This window comes from Bradyrhizobium sp. 956_D2_N1_4 (genome assembly GCF_052076025.1).
Lineage (GTDB): Bacteria > Pseudomonadota > Alphaproteobacteria > Rhizobiales > Xanthobacteraceae > Bradyrhizobium > Bradyrhizobium barranii.
In genome coordinates this window covers 8,653,471-8,673,843 of sequence record NZ_CP197237.1, presented here as the reverse complement: position 1 = coordinate 8,673,843, position 20,373 = coordinate 8,653,471, and the positions used below count along the sequence as shown (strand labels likewise).

Sequence of the window (20,373 nt, the reverse complement as noted above, 5' to 3'; positions counted from 1 at the left end):
GCGAGCCGAGGACTCAAGGCCGCAGCGGCAACGACGAAAGGGTTCGATGTGGCTGCTGCCCGTTCGCCCCAATTGCAAGCCATGCCCAGTGCGACCGGCGGCATCGCCCGCCTGGTGTGGGCCCGCCTGCGCGAAGCCGGCATTCAGGCGGACGGCTTGCTGTCCAAGGCCAGATTGACCCTCGAGCAGATCCAAGACCGCAAGGCGCGGCTGAGCGTTGAAAGCCAGATCAAGTTTCTGGAGCTTGGTGCCGAGGCGCTGCACGACGACGCCCTGGGATTTCACCTGCCACGGGACTTCGACCTTCGTGAGATCGGCCTGCTCTACTATGTCGCGGCCTCATCCGGGACAGTCGCTGAAGCCTTGTCAAAGACGGAGCGCTATTGCCGCCTCGCGAACGAGGGAATTTCACTGCGATTTGCCGCGAAGGACATGGCGATTGCGTTGAGCTATGTCGGCGTGGAACGGCGGTCGGATCGGCACCAGATCGAATTCTGGGTGACCTCTATCATTCGAATCAACCGCGCACTGACCAACCGCCGCGTGGTGCCAAGCCGTGTCAAAGTCGCCCATCGCCGTCGAGCGATGCCCGCGGAGGTCAGGTCGTTCCTTGGTTGCGAGATCGAGTTCGGATCAGACGTCGATGAGATCGCCTTCCCTCAGTCCGTGGGACAGATGCCCATCGAAAGTGCCGATCACCACTTGAACGATCTGCTGGTGACCTTCTGCGAGGAGGCGCTTGCACATCGGAAGCCTGGGGGAGTTTCGCTCAGATCGAGCGTCGAGAATGCCATCGCGCCACTGCTTCCCCATCGCGAGGCACGGGCTGAGGAGATCGCGCGCCGGCTCGGCATGAGCCACCGCACGTTGGCGCGGCGCCTCGCGTCGGAAGGACTGACCTTCACCGGCATTATGGACGAGCTGAAAATCGACCTCGCCAAAAGCTATTTGAAAAAGGACGAGTTGCCGATTTCGCAAACCGCCTGGCTGCTCGGCTATGGCGAAGTCAGCGCATTCACCCACGCCTTCAGGCGCTGGACCGGAATGACGCCACGACAATGGCGTGCCGCGGACGATCCCAAGCGCGCCGACAACGTCAACGATACGCCCCCTCGCGCAAAGAACGCCAGGGCAAGCTAGTCCCGGCGGTAACGCCAAAGCGCCCCGATGCAGCCAGGAAAACACCAGATCCACTCAAGCCGCGGACCGCTGCACCCCTCACCGATCCACCGGCACACCCGGCCCGAGATGATACCGGCTTGAGAAGAACACCAGCGGCGTGGTGTCGCGATAGTCGCAGTTCGAGACTTCGGCGATGATCAGCGTGTGGTCGCTGACGTCGACGTGGCGTGTGACCTCGCAGGCGAACCAGGCCATGCAGCCGGAGAGACGCGGCAGGCCGTCGACGATGTCGTAATCCGGCGTCGCGCCGGCGTTCGGCTGGCTCGCGAAGTGCCGCGACAGGTCCCGGCCATGCTCGGGCAGGACGTTGACGCAGTAACGTCCGGTCGCCGAGATCGCCCGGTGCATGCGTCCTGGCATGACCGACACCAGCACGGTCGGCGGGGACAGGCTGACGGTGACAAAGCTGTTCGCGGTCATGCCGCAGACGCGGCCATGCTCGTCCAGCGCGGTCAGCACCGCGACGCCGGTCGTAAAGCGCGATGCGGCCTCGCGGAACGAGGCCGGATTGGCGCGCTGCATGTCAGTCCCCACTCGCATCGGTCCTCACGCAATCGCCCTGACCGGCTCAGGCGGCGCCGACATGCGCTCGATCCAGGCCTGGATGCGCTGCGGCGTGCAGATGCGGTCCCACTGCCGGTCCGGGTAGTTGAAATTCTCGGTGAACTCGTTGGCCAGCGCCGGGTTCTGGCTCATCGCGCCGATCAGCATGCCCAGCGCTTCCGTCGGCGGCTGCAGCATCACGTTGGTCCAGCGCGAGGCCGCCAGCACGCGATCCTGTCGTTTCAGTTCGATCTTCTCGCACAGGCGCACGTCGAGCACGTCGGCGTTGACGATCTCCTCGCCGAGCACGAATGCCGCATAGGACGCGATATTGGCGCCCTGGCCCATCATGGGATCGACGATCGCATGGACGTCGCCGAGCGCGATCGCGCATTTGCCGTCGCCGAACTCGACCACAGTGTTGCGCACCGTCGGGACCACGCCGCCTTGCAGCAGGTCCTGCGGCTGCGCGAGATCGAACCGCGCGGTGTCGATGCGGTCGTAGGTCGTCGGGTGATGCTTCTCGAGCTTGCCCAGCAGCACCTTCAAGAAGTGCTTCGGGTTGTCGTCGTAGCTGAGCGTGGCCAGTTCCTCCATGTCGCCACCGGGCACGTTCTCCATCAGCAGCGCGTTGGCGACACCGCCGAACGTAATGGTCGGGATCACGATCATCTCGCCATGTCCTGGAGACACCGAGAGCGTGACGTTCATGGGATCGGGCTGCCGCACGCCGGTGTAGAGCCCGACGCACAGACGCCGCTGCGGCTGCGAATAGGGGGTGTGTTCCGGCCGGTAAGTGAAGAGCTGGCCCAGCGGGCCCTTCCCGGTCGAGACGACCAGGAGATCGAAGCGGGCGACCAGCGGACGAATGTCGCGCTCTTCGATGCGGCGGTATTCGATCTTGCCGCCGCGGCTGACAAAATCCTGCATCAGGGCAGGAAGATAGATCCGATAGTCGACGGCGCGGCTCGGCTTCGAGAAATCACCGCGAAAACTCAGCGGCTGCGGAAAATTGAAGACGTGGTCGTGGTAGTAATAATGGTCCTTCGGGTCGCTCCAGTGATTGACGCCGAGATAGTCCTCGCGCGCGATCGTCACGTGGTGATGCGCGACGGTGTTGAGCAGGCGGATGTTCTTGTATTCCTCGGGCGGTCGATCCGTGATGATTGTCGCGTCCACGCCGTGCTTCTGCAGGTAGAGCGCGAGATGCAAGCCGGCGATGCCGGCGCCGACAATTCCGATATGGCGTGCCAATTTCGTCTCCTCCCCTGTGATTGCTTGTTTGAGAAAGCCTAACGATCAGCCGTGTTGCGCACTACGGAATAAATGGGATATAATTTATTCCAGATCGGAATGAATTATGGACCGGATCGATTGCCTGCGCGCTTTCGTTCGCGCCCTGGAGGGCGGCAGCTTCTCGGCTGCGGCCAAGGAGCTCGGGATCGGCCAGCCCGCGATCAGCAAGCGCATTGCGATGCTTGAAAGCGAATTCGGCACGCAGCTGTTTTCGCGCACGACGCGCACACTGAAGCCGACGGCCGAAGCGCACCGGATCTACGATCTCGCGCGGCAGATCCTCGACAGCTTCGACATGGCGCGGTCGAGCGTCGAGCAGGCGGCACCCCGCCCCACCGGCACGCTCCGGATCGGCGTGCCGTCGTCGTTCGGACGGCGCTACGTGATGCCCGTCATCGCCGAGTACGTTCGGAATTATCCGGAAGTGCGGGTCGACATCCGCTTCAGCGAGCGGTTCGTCAATCTGGTGGAAGAAGGCATCGAGCTAGCGCTGCGCATTGGAAACCTCGAGGCGAGCACGCTGGTCGCCCGCCGGCTCGGGACCGTGCAGCGCCATCTGGTTGCAACACCCACCTATCTGCACGGCCGCCCGCTGCCGAGGACACCAGACGATCTCAGCTCGCACCAGTGCATCGTCTATTCACGGATGTCGCCGGCGCACCAATGGGCCTTCGAATCCGAGCATGGCCGTCACGTCGCATCGATCAACGGACCCATTCACGTCGACGACGCCGATGCGATGCAGGAGGCGACGATGCAGCATCTCGGCATCGCGATCCTGCCCGAATGGAATGCCGCGGAGGGCCTTCGCAGCGGCGAGCTCGAACATGTGCTTCCGGACTACACCATCGCCGCGCTGCCCCTGCATGCGGTCTATCCGGAGACGCAGTGGATGTCGCTGCGCGCGCGAAGTTTTCTGGATCTCCTGGTCGACCGCGCCGAACATTTCGCGCCAGCCCCGTCGCATACCCGCACCGCCGGCGCAGGCGGTTGACGCCGCCCCCGCCATCATTAAATGACGCCCATGAAAAAGATCGGATTTCTGTCCTTCGGACACTGGACGCCCTCGCCGCAATCGCAGACCCGCTCGGCGGCGGACACGCTGCTGCAATCCATCGAGCTGGCCGTCGCGGCGGAACAGCTCGGCGCGGATGGCGCCTATTTCCGCGTGCATCACTTCGCGCGCCAGCTGGCCTCGCCCTTCCCGCTGCTCGCCGCCGTCGGCGCGAGAACCAGCACAATCGAGATCGGCACAGCCGTGATCGACATGCGCTACGAAAACCCGCTCTACATGATCGAGGATGCGGGTAGCGCCGATCTCATCGCCGGCGGCCGGCTCCAGCTCGGCATCAGCCGCGGCTCGCCGGAGCAGGTGATCGACGGCTGGCGCTACTTTGGTTATCGCCCGGCCGACGGCCAGAGCGATGCCGACATGGGCCGGCGCCATGCGGAGGTCTTTCTGGACCTGTTGCGCGGCGAAGGTTTTGCCGAGCCCAATCCGCAGCCGATGTTTCCCAATCCGCCGGGACTGCTGCGCCTCGAACCACATGCGGCAGGCCTGCGCGAACGGATCTGGTGGGGCGCCGGCTCGAACGCGACCGCGGTGTGGGCGGCGAAGCTCGGCATGAATCTGCAGAGCTCGACGCTGAAGAACGACGAGACCGGCGAAGCTTTTCACGTGCAGCAGGCGGCGCAAATCCGGAGCTATCGCGCCGCGTGGACGGAGGCTGGCCACGCCCGCGAGCCCCGCGTGTCCGTCAGCCGCAGCATCTTCGCACTGATGAATGATCGCGACCGCGCCTATTTCGGCGGGGAGCGCGGAGGCGAAGACCAGATCGGCTTCATCGATCCGCAAACGCGCGCGATCTTCGGCCGCTCCTATGCCGCTGAGCCGGAGGCGTTGATCGAGCAGCTCAAGCAGGACGAGGCAATCGCCGAGGCCGATACGCTGCTGCTGACGATCCCGAACCAGCTCGGCGTCGACTATTGCGCACATGCGATCGAGGCGATTTTGAAGCACGTCGCGCCCGCGCTTGGCTGGCGGTGAGACCGTCGACCAGTTCACTGCGAAAGTCAGGCCGTCTCGCGCTGGCCCCTGATCTTCTCAATCTGTTCGGCACCACCCTGTCAGGCTGGCTCACCGACCGTTTCGATCCGCGCAAGCTGCTGTTCTTCTACTAAGGCCTGCGCGGGCTCTCGCTGATCTACCTGATTTCTCTTTGGTCAGCCTGTCAGTGTGCGCGGTGTTCTACGGGCTCGACTGGATCGCAACTGTGCCGCCGACTGTGCGTATCGCCAACGAAGCCTTCGGCGACAGGAATGCGCCGCTGATCTTCGGCTGGGTGGTCGCCGGCCATCAACTCGGCACCGCCTGCGCCGCCTTCTTCGCCGGCATCATGCGCTCGACACAGGGTGATTATCTGCAGGCCTTCATGATCGCGGGCGCAACGGGCATCGTCGCAGCCATGCTGTCGCTGATGATCGGCCGGCGGCCGGTGCAGCCGGCGCTCGCCACGGCGTGAGGGTGCGCGGATCGTCCGGGAGGAGGCTCCAATGCGTTGACGCGATCTGCGATGGCTCGACTTGAGGTCGCGATTGACTTCGCCCACTACCCTGACAATGATGCCGCCGGGGATTTGGAATCTATCAGGGGCGAAAATGCGTGGTGGTTGTCTGGGAGCTTTTGTCGTGGCTACGTTGCTTGCGGGGTGCGCATCGGGGCCGCTGGGCGGCGCGGCGCTGACTGACAACGTCAAGTCGAATACTGCACGCTTGGTGGTCTATCGCACGTCGGCCCTGGGATTTGCTGTCCAGCCCAACTATGCCGTCGATGGACGCGTGATTGGCGGCAGTCAAGCCGCGGGGTCCGTGGCGTGCGACCTGCCTCCAGGTCGCCACGAGGTTGCCGTCAACAATTTGCCGCTGAGCAGCAATCTGTTCGGGCAGGGAAGCGAGAAGGTGAGCCTCGATCTACGCGCCGGCAGCACGACCTATCTCTCCGCCCAGCCGCAGATGGGAATCGTGACACCCGGCGCGATCACGCTGATCCAGGTCACGGAAAGCCAGGGCCGCGCCGACGTCGCCAGCTTACATCAGAGCAACGGCTCATGTGGCAAGGCCTGATTCGAATCATTCCGGTGTCAAAGCGGGGATGAGACGCGTTGTTCTGAAGACCATCCTGCGTCTCGGTCGCTACGCCGTTCTTCCCGCCGTGGCGCTGGCCTGCGTGATCCTGGCCATTTGGCTGAGGGCCCTCGATCGCTACACGATCACGACGCTGGCCACAGCACCGATCGTGTTCTCCATATTCGTGGCCGCGGTGGCGCTCGCAATTGGCCTCCTGCTCCTGCCCTTGCGAAAGCATGGGAGTTTCGAGGCGAACGAGGATGCCGCTCCAGGCCTCTGGGCAATGTGGAAGGAGCTCGATCGCAGCGTTGCCCGATCAAGCCGCAGCTTGCGGATCGACACCGACTTCAACGCTTCGATCGGGGAGGTGAGCCGATATGCAGGCCTGTTCGGGCGACACGTCACGATGACCGTCGGCTTGCCATTGCTGATCGTCCTGGATGAGCGTGCACTTCGCGCCGTCATCGCCCATGAGGTGGCACATGCCCGGCTTCGGCACACCTCGGGAAGCATCAACCTCGCGGATTTCATCGCGGCTTCGGAGAATGTCCTCTTCTACGCCGATCCGGACCGAACCGTCACCGGGCGCATTGCCCGGGCCCTGCTCCGTTCCATGATCGAATGGCTCGACAAGGAATATCGCGCGCTGTCGCGGGAGAACGAGCTTTACGCCGATCTCGGCGCGGCCGAACAGGTTGGACGTGCCGAGATGGCGCGCGCTCTGGTACTGACGGAAGCGTGCGGAACACGTCTCACCGATCTCGTATACGCTCCTCTGGAGAAGGAAGTGCTCGGCGCAATCAATGCACCGCGCCCGCCCCTCGAGCGCGTCTTCGAGCAGCTTGGTGACATCAGGGCGCCGGAGCCGATGGCCGCAGCTGCCATCGCCGGTCTGACGCGTGAGCACGATCCGGACGCGACGCATCCGCCTTTTGCCACGCGGCTTACCAATCTCGGATACACCGGCATTCCTGACATCGACGAGGTCAGGACGTCCGCCATCGAACGGCTTCTGTCTCAGGATGCGGCAAAGGACATCATCGCTCGCTTCGACGAGGAATGGCGGAGGAAGGCGCAAGCCTGGGTCAGAGTCGGCAGCTAAATAGCCCTTGCGCCCGCCGCACGCCGGCTTCACCCCGTCTTCGTACCGGTGACGACGGCGAGCGCCTCGACGAGGCGGTCGAGATCGGCCTCGTCGGTAAAGAGCGCCGGCGTCACGCGGATGCATTGGCCTTTGGCAACGCCCGCCCGGCGCACCGTCATGACCTTGTGGCTGTCCCTCAGCTTCACGACGATAGCGTCGTTGTCCGCCTTGCTGGTCTTGCCGGCGAGACGGAAGGACGTGATCGCGCCATATGAGCCGACCTCGTCCGGCGTCAGGATCTCGATGTCCTTGAATCCGCGGGCGCGGCTCACCCAGTAATCACGCAAATAGCGGAGGCGAGCCTGTTTCGCCGCCGCGCCGATCTGCTGATGGAGCGCTACGGCCGCTGGCACCGTCAGGACCGTAGCGAAATTGACCGTGCCGGTATGAACTCGCGAGCGGATATCGGTCTCCGCAAAGTCCTCGTCGCCCATGTCACGATCGATGTCGGCGAGGCGATCCTTCCTGATGTAGAGGAAGCCCACGCCGAGCGGCGCGCCGATCCATTTATGCAGATTGAAGCCGACGAAATCGACGTCGAGCTCGCCCACCCGGAAGTCGATCTGCCCCCAGGAATGCGCGGCGTCGACGATGGTGTCGATGCCCTTGGCCCTGGCCATGCGGGCGATCTCGGCGACCGGCATGACGAGGCCGGTGCGATGGCTGACATGGGTGAGGAGGAGGAGCCTGGTCCTGGGATTCGCCTCGAGGGCACGGGCATAGGCGTCGAGCACGGCCTGGCGGGTGGCCGGCTCCGGCACATCGAACCTGACCACGTCGACACCGCGACGCGCCTTAAGCGCGTTCATCGCGTACTGCATCGAATCGTAGTCGAGGTCGGCGTAGAGCACGCTGTCGCCGGGCTTCAGCTTGTTGTAGCCGCCGATCAGGAGCTGCAGCGCTTCGGTCGCGCCGCGGGTGAGCGCGATCTCCTCGGGCGCCGCGCCGACCGCCTGGGCCACCTTGATGCGCACGGCCTCGAAATCCGCACCCGCGCGCTGCCGCGCGTAGTAGGTGTTCTGATAGTTGACCATGTCGGTCTGGCGAATGAACTCGCGCCTCACCGGCTCGGCCATGATGCCCCAAAAGCCGTTCTCCAGATTGACGACATCCGGCGTCACGGCATAGAGCCCCTTCACCGCCGTCCAATAGGCATTGTCGGTGGCGATGGCGGCCGCCGCTCCGGTCGGCTGTGCCAGCAGCCCGTCGGCTGCCATGGCCGGTGCCGCCAGGGATGTGACGGCTATGGCCGCGAGGCCCTTCAGGATCGACCGGCGGTCGGACGACATTGTCTCATTCAGATGCATATCAGCCCCCACGATGCGCGGCGAAGGGAGCAGCGATCCATAGAGCGCGCATGACGAAGCGATGACAGTTCGATGATGCCCGGCGCGCCCGGTTACATCTCGGTCATTGCGCCGTCGACCATCCCTGCGCCGATGTCACCGGCCATTGCGAGACGTCCGCCATCGAAAGCAATTCCAGCTTCGCGGATGATTTTTCCAACAACCCGGCTTGCGCAAGGCGCCGGGGATCATTGCGGTAGTCCTGAAAGTCCGCATCGGATGCGAAGCTGACGATGTGCACCTCGATCGTGCCATCCGGATTTCGAAGACGACGCTCCACACGCCCGTTGAACGCAGCGAGTAGCGGCAGGACGGCATCCTCGTAGGCGCGGAAGGCCTCGATACCCTCGGGCGGTATTCGGGCAATGAGCACCAGCGTTACGGAGTGAGCTTGACAGGTCATCGCCGCAATCCCGGCCCGAGTTAGTCGCGCATTGGTGGAGACGCTGCATCCTGCGGTCGCCGCCTCGCGGCGTCAATGACGGCCCGAATGCAAGGCCGATCCTTCGAGAGGCCCGCTTTGGACGGGCTCCTGGGGATCAACTCGCGCGATCTCAGAACAAGGCGGCGTTGAGGGCCTGTCCGTAGATCATCGCGGCCACGAGAGAGAGCAGCAGGCCTGCGCCCGAGAAGATCACGAGCACCTTTACGGTTTCAACATCAACGTTGGTTCTCGTCGCGCGGGATATCGCCTTTGCCAGTGCAGCCATCATCGCCAGCTCCGAACCGGGCCGCGCGGAGGCGGGCCCTAGTTCATCTAGCGTCATTGGGCGCGTTTGCGTGTGAAGCAGATTACAGGTGCGCTTGCGTGCTGCGCCTCGGGCATGAGCCGCAGCCTTGCCACCGGTCGGCATCGTCAAACCGCCTGGCTCAACGCGCTGCCCTCAGGGTGAGGCGCCACCGAACCCGCCGGCGCGTGATTGACGACGAGACCGGTCGGCACGGTGCCATATCTCGACAGCGCAGCGGTCACCCGCCGCATCGCCGCCGAACCGAGCTCGCCGGCGCGCACCACCGGGATGATCAGATCCGCGTGCGCGGCCAGCGCGATGGCGTCGGGCTGAAGTGCGAGATTGCTCGCATGGACGACGATCAGATCGAACTCCGAGCGAATATCGTCCTCGGGCCGCGCATCGGCTTTTCTGCCGGCGCTCAGCAACTCGTCGATCGACTGCAGCCCCGCCGTGGTCGAGCCGTCCTGCCATTCGGTCACCGGAGGCTGGTGACCGGCAAATTCCGGCTGGAGCCGGATCAGCACGCTCATCATGCCCCGATTCACCGCCGCGCGATTGAGCGAGCGCGCAACGGTGTTGCCGCCGGCACCTTTGCCGACCGACAACACGAGGGCGACCTTGCAGCCACGCACCGGCGCGCGATCGATTCGCTCGAGAAGCGGACGCAGATATGCGCCGAGATCGAGCTCGGCCGAGGCAGTGATCGGCCTTTGCCACACAGTGTTGGCCACGGCGCCAGGCGCCAGATCGGGAATGCGGGCCCAGACAGGCAGGTTCGGCATCGCCTCGGGCTGGCGCGCAGCCGGAGCCGGACGCTGGACTTGCGTGTCCGCCGCTTCCGCACGCGCAAGAGTTTGAGCAGGAGTTTGAGCGGCAGCCTCGGCAGGCGCGGGCCCGTCGGACATGCTTCCCATCGCCGCAACGGCGGCCGTCGAGGTCAGGATCGATCCGATCGCGAGCGCCGCGAGCAGCAAGGCGAGGGGCGGACGCGTCGAGCGCATCGGCGGAATCGCGAGCGAGGCGATCTTGGTCTGGGAGCTCTGCAGCTGGCGCTGCTCGTTGGTCGTCTTGAACCGCGACAGGAACTGCTCGTAGATGTTCTTGTTGGCATCGGCGTCACGCTGCAGCTCCTGCAGCTTCACGAGCGCCTGGCCGTCGACTAGCATCTGGGTCTCGACCGCCCTGAGCTGCTTTTCTAGCGCGTTCTGCTGCTCGAGCTGAGCCTCATATTCGGACTTCGCCGTGTCGATGTTCTTCTTCCGCTCGACCTCGATCTGCCTGTTGAGATCAGCCAGCTGGCTGTAGGAGATCGCGAGGTCGGGATGGCGGTCGCCGTACACCGCTTTCTTCTGCGCGATCTGATCGTTCAGGGTCGAGCGCTGCGCGCGCAGCATGCTCAGGAGGTCCTGCTTCACCGGACCTTCGACATTGGCCTTGAGATCGCGCTGCACCTGCTCGTAACGCGCCCTGGCTTCCTCGGTGCGCGCGCGAGCGGCGGAGACCTGCTGGTTGAGATCGGTCACCCGCAATTGCTGGGTCGTGGAATCCTTGCCGGCATTGAGGATCTTGTGCTCGAACCTGAAGGCGGCAACGGCATCTTCCGATACGCGCAGGCGCTCGTTCAATGCCTTCAGCCGGTCCTTGAGCCAGTCGGCCGCCTCGTCCGTCGCCTCGGTGCGGACACGGCCTTGGCTCGCGACGAACGCCTCGGCGATGGCATTGGCGTAATGCGCGGCCCGTTCCGCATTGTTCGAGGTGAATGAAATCGCAATGACGTAGGTCAGTCCGCGGCGCGAGATATCGAGACGGTTGCGGAATTTTTCGAGCAGGCGCGTCATGTCGGTATAACCGCCCGCGATGTCCTGGTCGTCGGCGATCTTGAGCTGCTCGATCAGGGGGCGGAGAAAGCCGTCCGATTTGGCGATCTCGATCTGGCTCTGAAGTGCCGCGGCATCCTGGCCGATGCCCGGCAGTACGTCCTGCTCCGAGGTGACGCGCAGCTCGCGGGGATCGACGACGACCAGGGCCGTCGCGGCATACCGGACCGGCAAGACCATCAGGACAATGACGCCCAGGGCGAACAGCGCCAGCGCCAGCGTCAGGATGCGCCGGCCATTCTCGCGCAGGAAGGAGAGCGCACCGGTGACGGTCAGCGATCCCTTGATCAGCGCAGGAGCAGCGCTGTCAGGCTTCGCCGTCGCAGCCCGCGGCGCTTCCCACGAAGCCGCAGGCTCCGTCGGGGCGATGCTTCGCGGAGATGCGCTTCGACCGAACGCCATAAGGTTGGACTCGAAATCAACTGACAGCCCCGGTTCAGAGGCTTGCTACACCGTAAATATCCATGGTTAACCGGCGGTTACGGCTGGCGCGCCGTGCTCAATGAACAATCTGTTAACGCGCGTGCCGATGCGCCGCGCTGCATCGGCGAGTCCGGTTTTGAACCGGGCTGGCGCGACCACCACGACGTCGATCAACGCTCCGCTGCGGCAGTTCGAGGGCGATCATTTCGTCGTCGGCATTGCATTCCTCTCGACGACATTCGAGGTGTCGACGCCGCCTCACCGGGAAGCGGGAACCTGGAAAATGGTGGTCGATGGCGTGGAGCTGACCCGCACTCACTAGAGCCCGCTGCAGCGCAATCGGAACGGAGCTCCAGCGCGCCATTCAGAATAAAACCACGAGCTCATACAGATTTGAAATTGCTCGTGATTTTTCTCGCCTCAATGATTCGGCGGCCGTCAGCGCCGCTGCCGTCGGGAATTTCGGCACGCCTCACAACAGCGTGCGCCTTTCGCTCCGGGATCGTAGTATTGTCGCCGGAAGTCGCCGACGCACGAGACCGAGGATCTTGCGTATCCACTCGATCGCGGTGCTCGACGAGATGCACTCCAGAATTAGGCTGAGGATCGCGACTGCGGTCGGACGGCGCGGCAAATGGAGGACATGATGGCGTGGCGTGACGACAAGGCCCGGGCAACCCTGATCCGCGATGCAGCCGGCAGCGTGCCGCCGGGCAAGAGCCCGCGGGCCTTTGCCGAGCCCCTGTTCGGCTACAGCAATATCGAGGATCTCGACAATTACGATGCCGCCTCGCTTGCCGTCCTGGCGGAGCAAGCCTGGGAGCATGTGCAGCGGCGCACGTCGGGCAGCGCCGATATCCGCGTGGTCAATCCGACGTTGCCGAACGGGCGCGAGATTTCCGTGCTCGAGATTCTCAACGACAACATGCCTTTCCTGTACGACTCCACGATGGCGGAACTCGCCGAGCAGGGCATCGAAGTCACCCTCGTCGCCCACCCGATCATCGCCGTCGAGCGCGATGCCGAGGGCAAGCTGCTGAGATTCTACGGCGAAGCACTGCCGGAGGGAGCAAGAGGCGTTCGCGAAAGCCTGATTCACCTCCACATCACCCGCCTGGACGCCGACGCCGATCGCCAGAAGCTGATCGACGGACTGACCAGGGCATTGAACAACGTCCGCGCCTGCGTCACCGACTGGCGCGCCATGCGTGACCGCGTCGAGGAGGCAATCAAGACGTTCGCTTCCAATCCGCCGCCGCTGCCGATCGACGAGGTCGCCGAAGCCAATCAGTTCCTGCAATGGCTCTGCGCGGACAATTTCACCTTCCTCGGCGTGCGCGAATATCGCTTCTCGCCCGACAGCGACGCGTCGGACGACATCACCACCGGCGAAGGCCTCGGCATCCTGCGCGATCCCGACGTGAAAGTCCTGCGACGCGGCAACGAAATGGTGGTGATGACATCGGAAATCCGCGAGTTCATGCACGAGCCGACGCTGCTGATCGTCATCAAGGCCAATGTCTCAAGCCTCGTCCATCGGCGCATCCGGATGGATTATGTGGGGATCAAGCTCTATGCACCCGACGGCCGGCTCGAGGGCGAATTGCGCGTCGTCGGCCTGTTTACCTCCGGCGCCTATACCCGCTCGGTGCGGCAGATCCCTTATGTGCGCCACAAGGTTGCGCGGGTGCTGCAGCGCGCCGGCTTCGACCCGAACGGCCATTCGGGCAAGGCGCTCATGCATATCCTCGAAGATTATCCGCGTGACGAGCTGTTCCAGATCGACGTCGACACGCTCTACAACTTCGTCATCGAGGTCCTGATCCTCTACGAGCGCCCGCGCGTCCGGGCGCTGGCGCGGGTCGACAAGTTCGATCGCTTCGTCTCCATCCTCACCTTCATTCCGCGCGACAAATACGACACCGACGTCCGCACGCGCGTCGGAGCCTTCCTGTCGCAGGTCTACAAGGGGACCCTGTCGGCGTCCTACGTATCGTTCCCTGAAGGCGCGCTGGCGCGCGTCCACTTCATCATCGGACGCTATGAAGGCAAAACGCCCGTCGTCGAGCGCGCCGCGCTCGAAGCCGGCATCAGCGCCATTGCCGCGACCTGGACCGACAAGCTCAAGGCCGCGCTCACCGCGTCGACCGACGGCATGCGGGCGCGCATGATCGCCAATCGTTATGCCCAGGCCTTTAGCGGCGGCTATACCGAGGTTTTCACGGCGGAGCAGGCCATCGCCGACATCGCCACCATCGAAAAGCTGACGCCGGCACGCCCGGTGACGATCTCGGTGCACCGCGACAAGGGCGAGGACGATCCCAGGCGCTTCGGCCTCAAGGTGTTCTCCGACGCCGCACCGCTATCGCTGTCCTACCGCGTGCCGGTGATCGAAAATCACGGCCTGCGCGTGGTCGACGAACGCACCTATCAGATCGTGCCCGGCAACAGGCCGGAGCCGGTCTGGCTGCATGAGATGACGATCGAGACCAGCGACGGCCAGCCGATCGAGATCAACCCGGAATTCAGCCATCGCCTGGAAGCCTCGATCATGGCGGTGGTCACAGATCGCGCCGAATCCGACGGATACAACGCCCTGATCCTGCGCACCGCGCTGGGCTGGCGCGAGGTCTCGACGATCCGGGCGCTGTCGCGCTATCTGCACCAGATCCGCGCTCCGTTCACCCAGGATTACATGTGGGAGACCTTGCGCAAGAACGCCGCGATCACGGCCACCCTCGTCGCACTGTTCCAGACCCGCCTCGATCCACGCCTCGTGCTTACCGATCGCGAGCGTTCGGCGCGCGAGACGGCACTCCTTGCCGAGATCGAGGAGCAGCTCAAATCCGTCGCCTCGCTCGATGAAGACCGCATCCTGCGCCGCTTCACCAATCTGGTGCAGTCAACCATCCGCACCAATCTCTGGCAGATCGGCGACGATGGACATCCGCGTCCGGTCATCTCCTTCAAGTTCGACGCGCGGCGGATCGACGATTTGCCGGCGCCGCGGCCTCTCTACGAGATCTTCGTCTCCTCGCCGCGGGTCGAAGGCATTCACCTGCGCTTCGGCAAGGTCGCGCGCGGCGGCTTGCGCTGGTCCGACCGGCCGCAGGATTTCCGCACCGAGATCCTGGGTCTCGTGAAGGCGCAGCAGGTCAAGAACGCCGTGATCGTGCCGGTCGGCGCCAAGGGCGGTTTCGTGCCCAAGCGCCTGCCGCCACCGTCCAATCGCGACGCCTGGCTCGCGGAAGGCACCGCGGCCTATCGCATCTTCGTGCGCTCGCTGCTCGAGCTCACCGACAATCTCGACGGCGACGCCGTCGTGCCGCCCGATTCCACCGTGCGCCATGACGGCGACGACCCCTACCTCGTGGTCGCCGCCGACAAGGGCACCGCCACCTTCTCCGATGTCGCCAACGCGATCTCGGCCGAGAAGAACCATTGGCTCGGCGACGCCTTCGCCTCCGGCGGCAGCCAGGGCTACGACCACAAGAAGATGGGGATCACGGCGCGCGGCGCCTGGGAGGCGGTCAAGCGCCACTTCCGTGAGCTCGGCACCGACATTCAGACCATGCCGTTCACGGCTGCCGGCGTCGGCGACATGTCCGGCGACGTCTTCGGCAACGGCATGCTGCTCTCGCCGGCGACAAGGCTCGTGGCCGCGTTCGATCATCGCGACATCTTCATCGATCCCTCCCCCGACCCTTCGACCAGCTTCGCCGAGCGCAAGCGTCTGTTCGACCTGCCGCGATCGAGCTGGCAGGACTACAACAAGTCGCTGATCTCGCAGGGCGGCGGCGTGTTCTCGCGCACGCTCAAGGCGATCCCGCTCGCACCGGAAGTCCGCAGCCTGCTCGATCTCGACAAGGAGCAGGCCACGCCGTTCGAGGTGATGACGGCGATCCTGAAAGCGCGCACGGACCTGTTGTGGTTCGGCGGCATCGGCACCTATATCCGCGCATCGGCAGAGAGCGACGATCAGGCCGGCGACCGCGCCAACGATCCGATCCGCATCGCAGGCACTGACGTTCGCGCCCGGGTGATCGGCGAAGGCGCCAATCTCGGCGTCACCCAGCGCGGCCGCATCGAAGCGGCACAGAAGGGCGTCAAGCTCAACACCGACGCCATCGACAATTCGGCCGGCGTCAACACCTCCGACGTCGAGGTCAATATCAAGGTCGCGCTGGCGCGCCCCGAACGCGAGGGACGCCTCAGCTTCGCCGATCGCAACAGCCTGCTGGCCGCGATGACCGACGAGGTCGGCACGCTGGTGCTGCGCAACAACTATCTGCAGACGCTGGCGCTCTCGCTGGCCGAGCGCAAGGGCGTGGCCGAGACCGGCTTCCTCACCCGCCTGATGCAGTCGCTCGAGCAGCGCGGCCTGCTCAGCCGCGCCGTGGAGTTCTTGCCCGACGACGCAGCGCTCACCGAGCGGACACGGCGCGGCCAGGCCCTGACACGGCCCGAGCTTGCCGTGCTGCTCGCCTACGCCAAGCTGACGCTCTACGAGGACCTGCTCCTCACCAGCGTGCCTGATGATCCTTACCTCGCTCGCAGACTGTCCCTGTATTTTCCGCGCGAGGTTCCCGATAAATTCCCGGCCGCGGTCGAGCTCCATCGCCTGCGACGCGAGATCATCGCGACCAGTCTCGTCAATGCCGTGATCAACCGCGGCGGCCCGGCGTGTGTCGTCCGCCTGACCGACGAGACCGACGCCGATATCTCCACCATCGTCATGGCGCAGGTGGCGGTGGACGCGATCTACGAGCTCAGGCGGCTCAATGACGCGATCGACGCGCTCGACACCCGGATCGACGGGCAGGTGCAGCTCGGCCTCTACGCGACGGTCCAGGACCTCCTGATTTCCCGCATGGTCTGGTACGTGCGCAATGTCGATTTCAAGGACGGCCTCGAGGCGGTCATCGGGCGTTTTGGCCCGGGTATCCGCGAGATCGCGGCCTCCCTCGACACCACACTGCCGCCGGACCTGCAGGCCGCGCGCGGCAAGCGGCGCCAGGAACTCACCGATGCCGGCGTCCCGGCCGGCCTCGCCGGCGAGCTCGCCGATCTCGACCCTCTGATTGCGGCACCCGATATCGTGACGGTCGCCGAGCGCACCTCCCGCGCCATCGGCGATGCTGCCGCAACCTTCTTCGCTGCGGAAGCCAATTTCCGTCTCGACCGCATCATCGCCGCCGCGCGCAGCGTGCCGGCAAATGATTATTTCGAACGCATGGCGGTCGATCGCGCCGTCGAGCAGATCGCCAGCGCCGAGAGAAGACTGGCCGCGGATATGCTGGCAACCGGCCAGTCCGGCCAGCAGGCCGTCGAGACGTGGCTTGCGGCTCACCCCGAAGCGGCGCGTATCCGCCGCTCGGTCGAGGAGATTGCGGCCAGCGGCCTGACGCTTGCCAAGCTGACGGTGGCGGCGAACCTGCTGGGGGACCTGGTCAAAGTCTGAGAGCGTGCGAGGCAGCGATGTGAAACTGAGCCGGCGAACGGAGGAACCCCATGATCCACGCCACTTGCCACACCGCCGATAATGTCCGCTGCATCGAGTTCGATGCCACACCGTGGTTCAGCGAGGCTGACGCTCCGAGCATTGTCGATCTGGCCCGACGAGGCTGGACCAGCACGGCGATTGCAGAGTCCCTCGAACACCGGCGAGGCTACGAAGGCTTGCACGACCTCGTCGAATATGCGGCGAAGCGATTGCAATCGGAATCCCTGGAGGACCCGACCTGGGAAACCTTCGCGTGCGTCGTCGATGGACCCGAGGCCGTCGCGTGGCTCAGGGAGAACCGGCCCAACGTTGTGGCAAGGATCCCGTAGGACACGAGAAGCGCAGCAAAAGCCACAATCGATCGGCGGCAAACGAAGCGGAAAGGCGCGCCCGGAACGATCTGAACCCCCGACTCGATTGCCGCATTCGAGCGCGAGGCCTATGCTGGCATCCGGCAATCACGCGGCCGCCCATCGTGCGGCGGGGCAGCCTCACGATGGATGGCTCGCATATCCATCCGAAAGGCTACGCCATGACCATTGCCCCCACGCTCCACCGATACCTGGCTGCCGAGAACATCCAGTATGTCGAGATCCCGCACGTTTTCACCATGTCATCCGCGCGCACGGCGCAGGCCTGCCACGTCTCGGGCGATCGTTTCGCCAAGGCCGTCGTGCTGCGCCATGACGGCGGCTATATGCTCGCGATCGTTCCGGCATCGCACCGTCTCAACTTGCCGGACTTGAAGGAGAAGCTCGGCGCGGATCTCGTGATGGCGAACGAAACCGAGATCAACAGGCTGTTCGCGGACTGCGCGCATGGAGCCGTTCCGGCGGTAGGCCGATGCTACGGGCTCGATCTCATCGTCGATGACAGCATCCGGGCGCAGCCCGAGATCTATATCGAGGCCGGCGACCATGAGACGCTGCTTCACCTGACGCATGCACAGTTCGAACGGCTGACGGCCAATGCGCCGCATGGACGCTTCAGCACGCACGGTTGACGCAGCATAGCAGCGGGATGATTTTTCCTGCGCCTTCGTCGCGGCGCGCGTGCGGTCGCGCCCGGTTCGTAGTATAATCGCGTCACGGGGGCTGCGTTCGCAACGGAGGTCCTCCATGAAGGTCAAGGATGTGATGCACAAGGGTGTCGATTGGGTCAGCCCGGACACCCCGATCACCGAGATCGCGAAGTTGATGCAAGGGCACGACATCGGCTGCATTCCGATCGGCAATGACGACCATCTGATCGGGATGGTGACCGATCGCGACATCGTCTGCAAAGGCCTCGCGAGCAAGAACTTCAACGCCGCGCGCATGACGGCGCGGGACGTGATGACCGAAGGCATCCATTGCTGCCGGGAAGACGACGATCTGGCGAAAGCCGTGCATCACATGGAGACGCTGAAAATCCGCAGGCTGCCCGTGATCAACAAGAGCAGGCGGATGGTCGGCATGATCAGCCTGGGCGATGTCAGCCAATTCGCCAGCGTTGATCTGTTGACCCAATGCATCAAGGGCGTGTCGGCCCATCATTGATGGCGACCGCCACCCGGCGCCCGGAACTTCGTCGCATCGCTCGCAGGACCCCGCTGCCGGCGAACGCGCACGCTATGATACGCGACCTGCCAAGAAGCTGCTCCGCCGTCTTCTCGTCCCCATTGTCACCTGCGCAGCTAATTCTTCAATTCGTTCCGCAGCTCATTCTTGGCGTTCCGCATCTTGCTCGCTCCCCTGAGCGGGGGCTTCGGCGGCGGAGTCGGATTCGCCCAGCCTGCCATCTGCAGGCAGGTGAGCAGATCGACATAGCTTTCTATTCCCTCTGCAGCAGCCTCGCCTTCGCAACTATCGCGCGCGGGGCCCGGAACAGTCAGCCAGGTCGAGCTCAGCTGTTGCTGCGCAATTGTCTCGTCACGCACGCACTCGCCGGCGTCCTGCGCCAGGGTGAGCCCTGAGGCCTTGTCGTCGGCGGAAACGTCCCGGCAAAGGGCTTCCACATTGAAGATGGGCACACGGTCTGAAATCGGAATCGTGGGCTGGCCAAGAAGCGACAGGACCAAGAGCGCTGCTTTCATAAAATCCTCCCTTGAATCGGGTTGGACGGGAAAGCTCGGGGAAAGTTAGGCCTGGTTTGTTTCCGGCCGGCTTCACCCGGCCTGCAAAGGGTTTCGTCCTTGCCCGGCAGCGCATTGTGGCTTCCCGACGGACGCCGGTCGCGGCGCGTCACGGCCGATGACGAAGCTTACCCGGGTCTTCGCACGTAGAGCGAGATAAACCGGTCAATCATCGGGTTGATCTGCTCCGGCACCTCCAGCGACAGGAAATGTCCGGAGCCGACGGCCTTGGCCGTGACCAGCTGCGGGCACAGCTCCGCAAAACGATCCAGATCCGCGAGCCGATGGGCCGCTTCGATGTAGAGCACCGGGACCCGGCACGCCTGGGCGCATTCACGCGCCCGATGCACATCCCAGGGAAACAGACTTTTGAACGTGGACACCAGCACGTGCTGTGGCGTCGCCAGAAAGGTCTGTTCAACATGGGCGCGGCATCGGTCGGTCGGCAGACAGGAGTCCGCTACGATTTTCCGTACCTCGTCCGCAAAATTCGCGCCCCTTAAGCCCTCCAGATACCCGGCGAACACCGTCCCTGCCGAGGCAGGGAAGAGCACCCCTGAGTCGAGCAGCACCAGGCCTGCAGGAAAGTCCGGATAGCGGGCGGCGATTTCGAGCGCCATGTTGCCACCCATGCTTTGACCCACGATGATCGGCTTTGTGATCTGCTGTCGGTTGCACAGAAAGACGAGATCATCTGCGAAGCTTTCAATCGAATACGCCTGTTGCGGCTTGTCGCTCTCACCATGTCCCCGCAGCTCGGCATTCAATGCCCGACCTTGACGGGCGAAATACTCCATCTGCGGCGCAAAATGCGTGCGATCCCCGCCGAGGCCATGGACGAACAGGAATTGAAGCGGTCCCGCGCCGGCAATATCGAAGGACAGCTGGATTCCGTCATGCGCGAGCTTCATGGGTCATCTCCATATTCACCGACATGTCCACGCGTCTCTGGCGAGTCCTCAATCTAACCGGCGCCACACGGCCGATAAAGATGGGCACGACTGCTTCGCCATGGTGCCATGACGCTGCGGCCGACCAAGCGCACCGGCCGCACATTCGGCGATGCCACGCGATTTTTCGCTCCGC

Annotated in this window: 18 protein-coding genes and 1 pseudogene; 11 read left to right on the top strand and 8 right to left on the bottom strand. The window is 64.2% G+C overall.

Translation table 11 applies throughout. The features are described from left to right. Positions 1-48: 48 nt before the first annotated feature. Positions 49-1,140 carry an AraC family transcriptional regulator ligand-binding domain-containing protein gene (locus tag AB7535_RS41085; RefSeq protein WP_439037737.1) on the top strand — a complete coding sequence of 364 codons (1,092 nt, stop codon included), beginning with the start codon at positions 49-51 and terminating at the stop codon, positions 1,138-1,140. Positions 1,141-1,218: 78 nt separating this feature from the next. Here the strand turns inward: AB7535_RS41085 and styB are convergent, their stop codons facing one another. Both styB and styA read right to left on the bottom strand, forming a co-directional pair. Continuing rightward, positions 1,219-1,704, bottom strand: coding sequence for a styrene monooxygenase NADH-dependent flavin reductase subunit StyB (gene styB, locus AB7535_RS41080; RefSeq protein ID WP_354114482.1), 486 nt, complete (start codon positions 1,702-1,704; stop codon positions 1,219-1,221). A 24-nt stretch (positions 1,705-1,728) separates the two neighbouring features. Continuing rightward, positions 1,729-2,979 carry a styrene monooxygenase subunit StyA gene (gene styA, locus AB7535_RS41075; RefSeq protein WP_354265366.1) on the bottom strand — a complete coding sequence of 417 codons (1,251 nt, stop codon included), beginning with the start codon at positions 2,977-2,979 and terminating at the stop codon, positions 1,729-1,731. A gap of 106 nt (positions 2,980-3,085) precedes the next feature. Here styA and AB7535_RS41070 point away from each other — a divergent pair, with 106 nt between their 5' ends. The 5 genes and pseudogenes from AB7535_RS41070 to AB7535_RS41050 all read left to right on the top strand — a co-directional run bounded on the left by AB7535_RS41070 (position 3,086) and on the right by AB7535_RS41050 (position 7,249). After that, positions 3,086-4,015 carry a LysR family transcriptional regulator gene (locus AB7535_RS41070; RefSeq protein ID WP_354114480.1) on the top strand — a complete coding sequence of 310 codons (930 nt, stop codon included), beginning with the start codon at positions 3,086-3,088 and terminating at the stop codon, positions 4,013-4,015. A gap of 30 nt (positions 4,016-4,045) precedes the next feature. Then, positions 4,046-5,068 carry an LLM class flavin-dependent oxidoreductase gene (locus AB7535_RS41065; RefSeq protein ID WP_354114479.1) on the top strand — a complete coding sequence of 341 codons (1,023 nt, stop codon included), beginning with the start codon at positions 4,046-4,048 and terminating at the stop codon, positions 5,066-5,068. A gap of 53 nt (positions 5,069-5,121) precedes the next feature. Next, positions 5,122-5,543 (top strand): annotated as a pseudogene (locus tag AB7535_RS41060) (MFS transporter); the annotation flags it as partial. Between the two features lie 166 nt (positions 5,544-5,709). Beyond that, positions 5,710-6,144 carry a DUF2846 domain-containing protein gene (locus AB7535_RS41055; RefSeq protein ID WP_354114478.1) on the top strand — a complete coding sequence of 145 codons (435 nt, stop codon included), beginning with the start codon at positions 5,710-5,712 and terminating at the stop codon, positions 6,142-6,144. Between the two features lie 28 nt (positions 6,145-6,172). Further along, positions 6,173-7,249 (top strand): M48 family metallopeptidase, encoded by a 1,077-nt coding sequence (locus tag AB7535_RS41050; protein WP_439037736.1) that lies wholly within the window; start codon positions 6,173-6,175, stop codon positions 7,247-7,249. A gap of 29 nt (positions 7,250-7,278) precedes the next feature. Here the strand turns inward: AB7535_RS41050 and AB7535_RS41045 are convergent, their stop codons facing one another. From AB7535_RS41045 to AB7535_RS41030, 4 genes are all read right to left on the bottom strand, one after another. After that, complete coding sequence (locus AB7535_RS41045; protein ID WP_354114476.1) at positions 7,279-8,580, bottom strand: aminotransferase class V-fold PLP-dependent enzyme; 1,302 nt, start codon at positions 8,578-8,580, stop codon at positions 7,279-7,281. A 121-nt stretch (positions 8,581-8,701) separates the two neighbouring features. Beyond that, a complete protein-coding gene (locus AB7535_RS41040) occupies positions 8,702-9,040 on the bottom strand; it encodes a hypothetical protein (RefSeq protein ID WP_354114475.1) in 339 nt (112 codons plus the stop codon). Between the two features lie 151 nt (positions 9,041-9,191). Next, a complete protein-coding gene (locus AB7535_RS41035; protein ID WP_166104648.1) occupies positions 9,192-9,350 on the bottom strand; it encodes a hypothetical protein in 159 nt (52 codons plus the stop codon). 143 nt (positions 9,351-9,493) lie between these two features. Further along, positions 9,494-11,650, bottom strand: coding sequence for a GumC family protein (locus AB7535_RS41030; protein ID WP_354114474.1), 2,157 nt, complete (start codon positions 11,648-11,650; stop codon positions 9,494-9,496). 100 nt (positions 11,651-11,750) lie between these two features. Between AB7535_RS41030 and AB7535_RS41025 the strand changes: the two genes are divergently transcribed. The 5 genes from AB7535_RS41025 to AB7535_RS41005 all read left to right on the top strand — a co-directional run bounded on the left by AB7535_RS41025 (position 11,751) and on the right by AB7535_RS41005 (position 18,712). Further along, the gene (locus tag AB7535_RS41025; RefSeq protein WP_063979800.1) at positions 11,751-11,993 is read left to right on the top strand and encodes a hypothetical protein; all 243 of its coding nucleotides are present in this window, start codon (positions 11,751-11,753) and stop codon (positions 11,991-11,993) included. 312 nt (positions 11,994-12,305) lie between these two features. Beyond that, the gene (locus tag AB7535_RS41020) at positions 12,306-17,132 is read left to right on the top strand and encodes an NAD-glutamate dehydrogenase (protein ID WP_166348336.1); all 4,827 of its coding nucleotides are present in this window, start codon (positions 12,306-12,308) and stop codon (positions 17,130-17,132) included. A gap of 50 nt (positions 17,133-17,182) precedes the next feature. Further along, on the top strand, positions 17,183-17,503 hold the full coding sequence (locus AB7535_RS41015) for a hypothetical protein (RefSeq protein WP_063979802.1): 321 nt from the start codon (positions 17,183-17,185) through the stop codon (positions 17,501-17,503). A 203-nt stretch (positions 17,504-17,706) separates the two neighbouring features. Then, on the top strand, positions 17,707-18,177 hold the full coding sequence (locus tag AB7535_RS41010) for an aminoacyl-tRNA deacylase (RefSeq protein ID WP_028148973.1): 471 nt from the start codon (positions 17,707-17,709) through the stop codon (positions 18,175-18,177). A 115-nt stretch (positions 18,178-18,292) separates the two neighbouring features. Next, positions 18,293-18,712 (top strand): CBS domain-containing protein, encoded by a 420-nt coding sequence (locus tag AB7535_RS41005; RefSeq protein ID WP_439037735.1) that lies wholly within the window; start codon positions 18,293-18,295, stop codon positions 18,710-18,712. 137 nt (positions 18,713-18,849) lie between these two features. Here the strand turns inward: AB7535_RS41005 and AB7535_RS41000 are convergent, their stop codons facing one another. Beyond that, positions 18,850-19,248 (bottom strand): hypothetical protein, encoded by a 399-nt coding sequence (locus AB7535_RS41000; RefSeq protein ID WP_085399987.1) that lies wholly within the window; start codon positions 19,246-19,248, stop codon positions 18,850-18,852. A 167-nt stretch (positions 19,249-19,415) separates the two neighbouring features. Continuing rightward, the gene (locus AB7535_RS40995; RefSeq protein WP_354114472.1) at positions 19,416-20,198 is read right to left on the bottom strand and encodes an alpha/beta fold hydrolase; all 783 of its coding nucleotides are present in this window, start codon (positions 20,196-20,198) and stop codon (positions 19,416-19,418) included. Between the last annotated feature and the right edge of the window lie 175 nt (positions 20,199-20,373).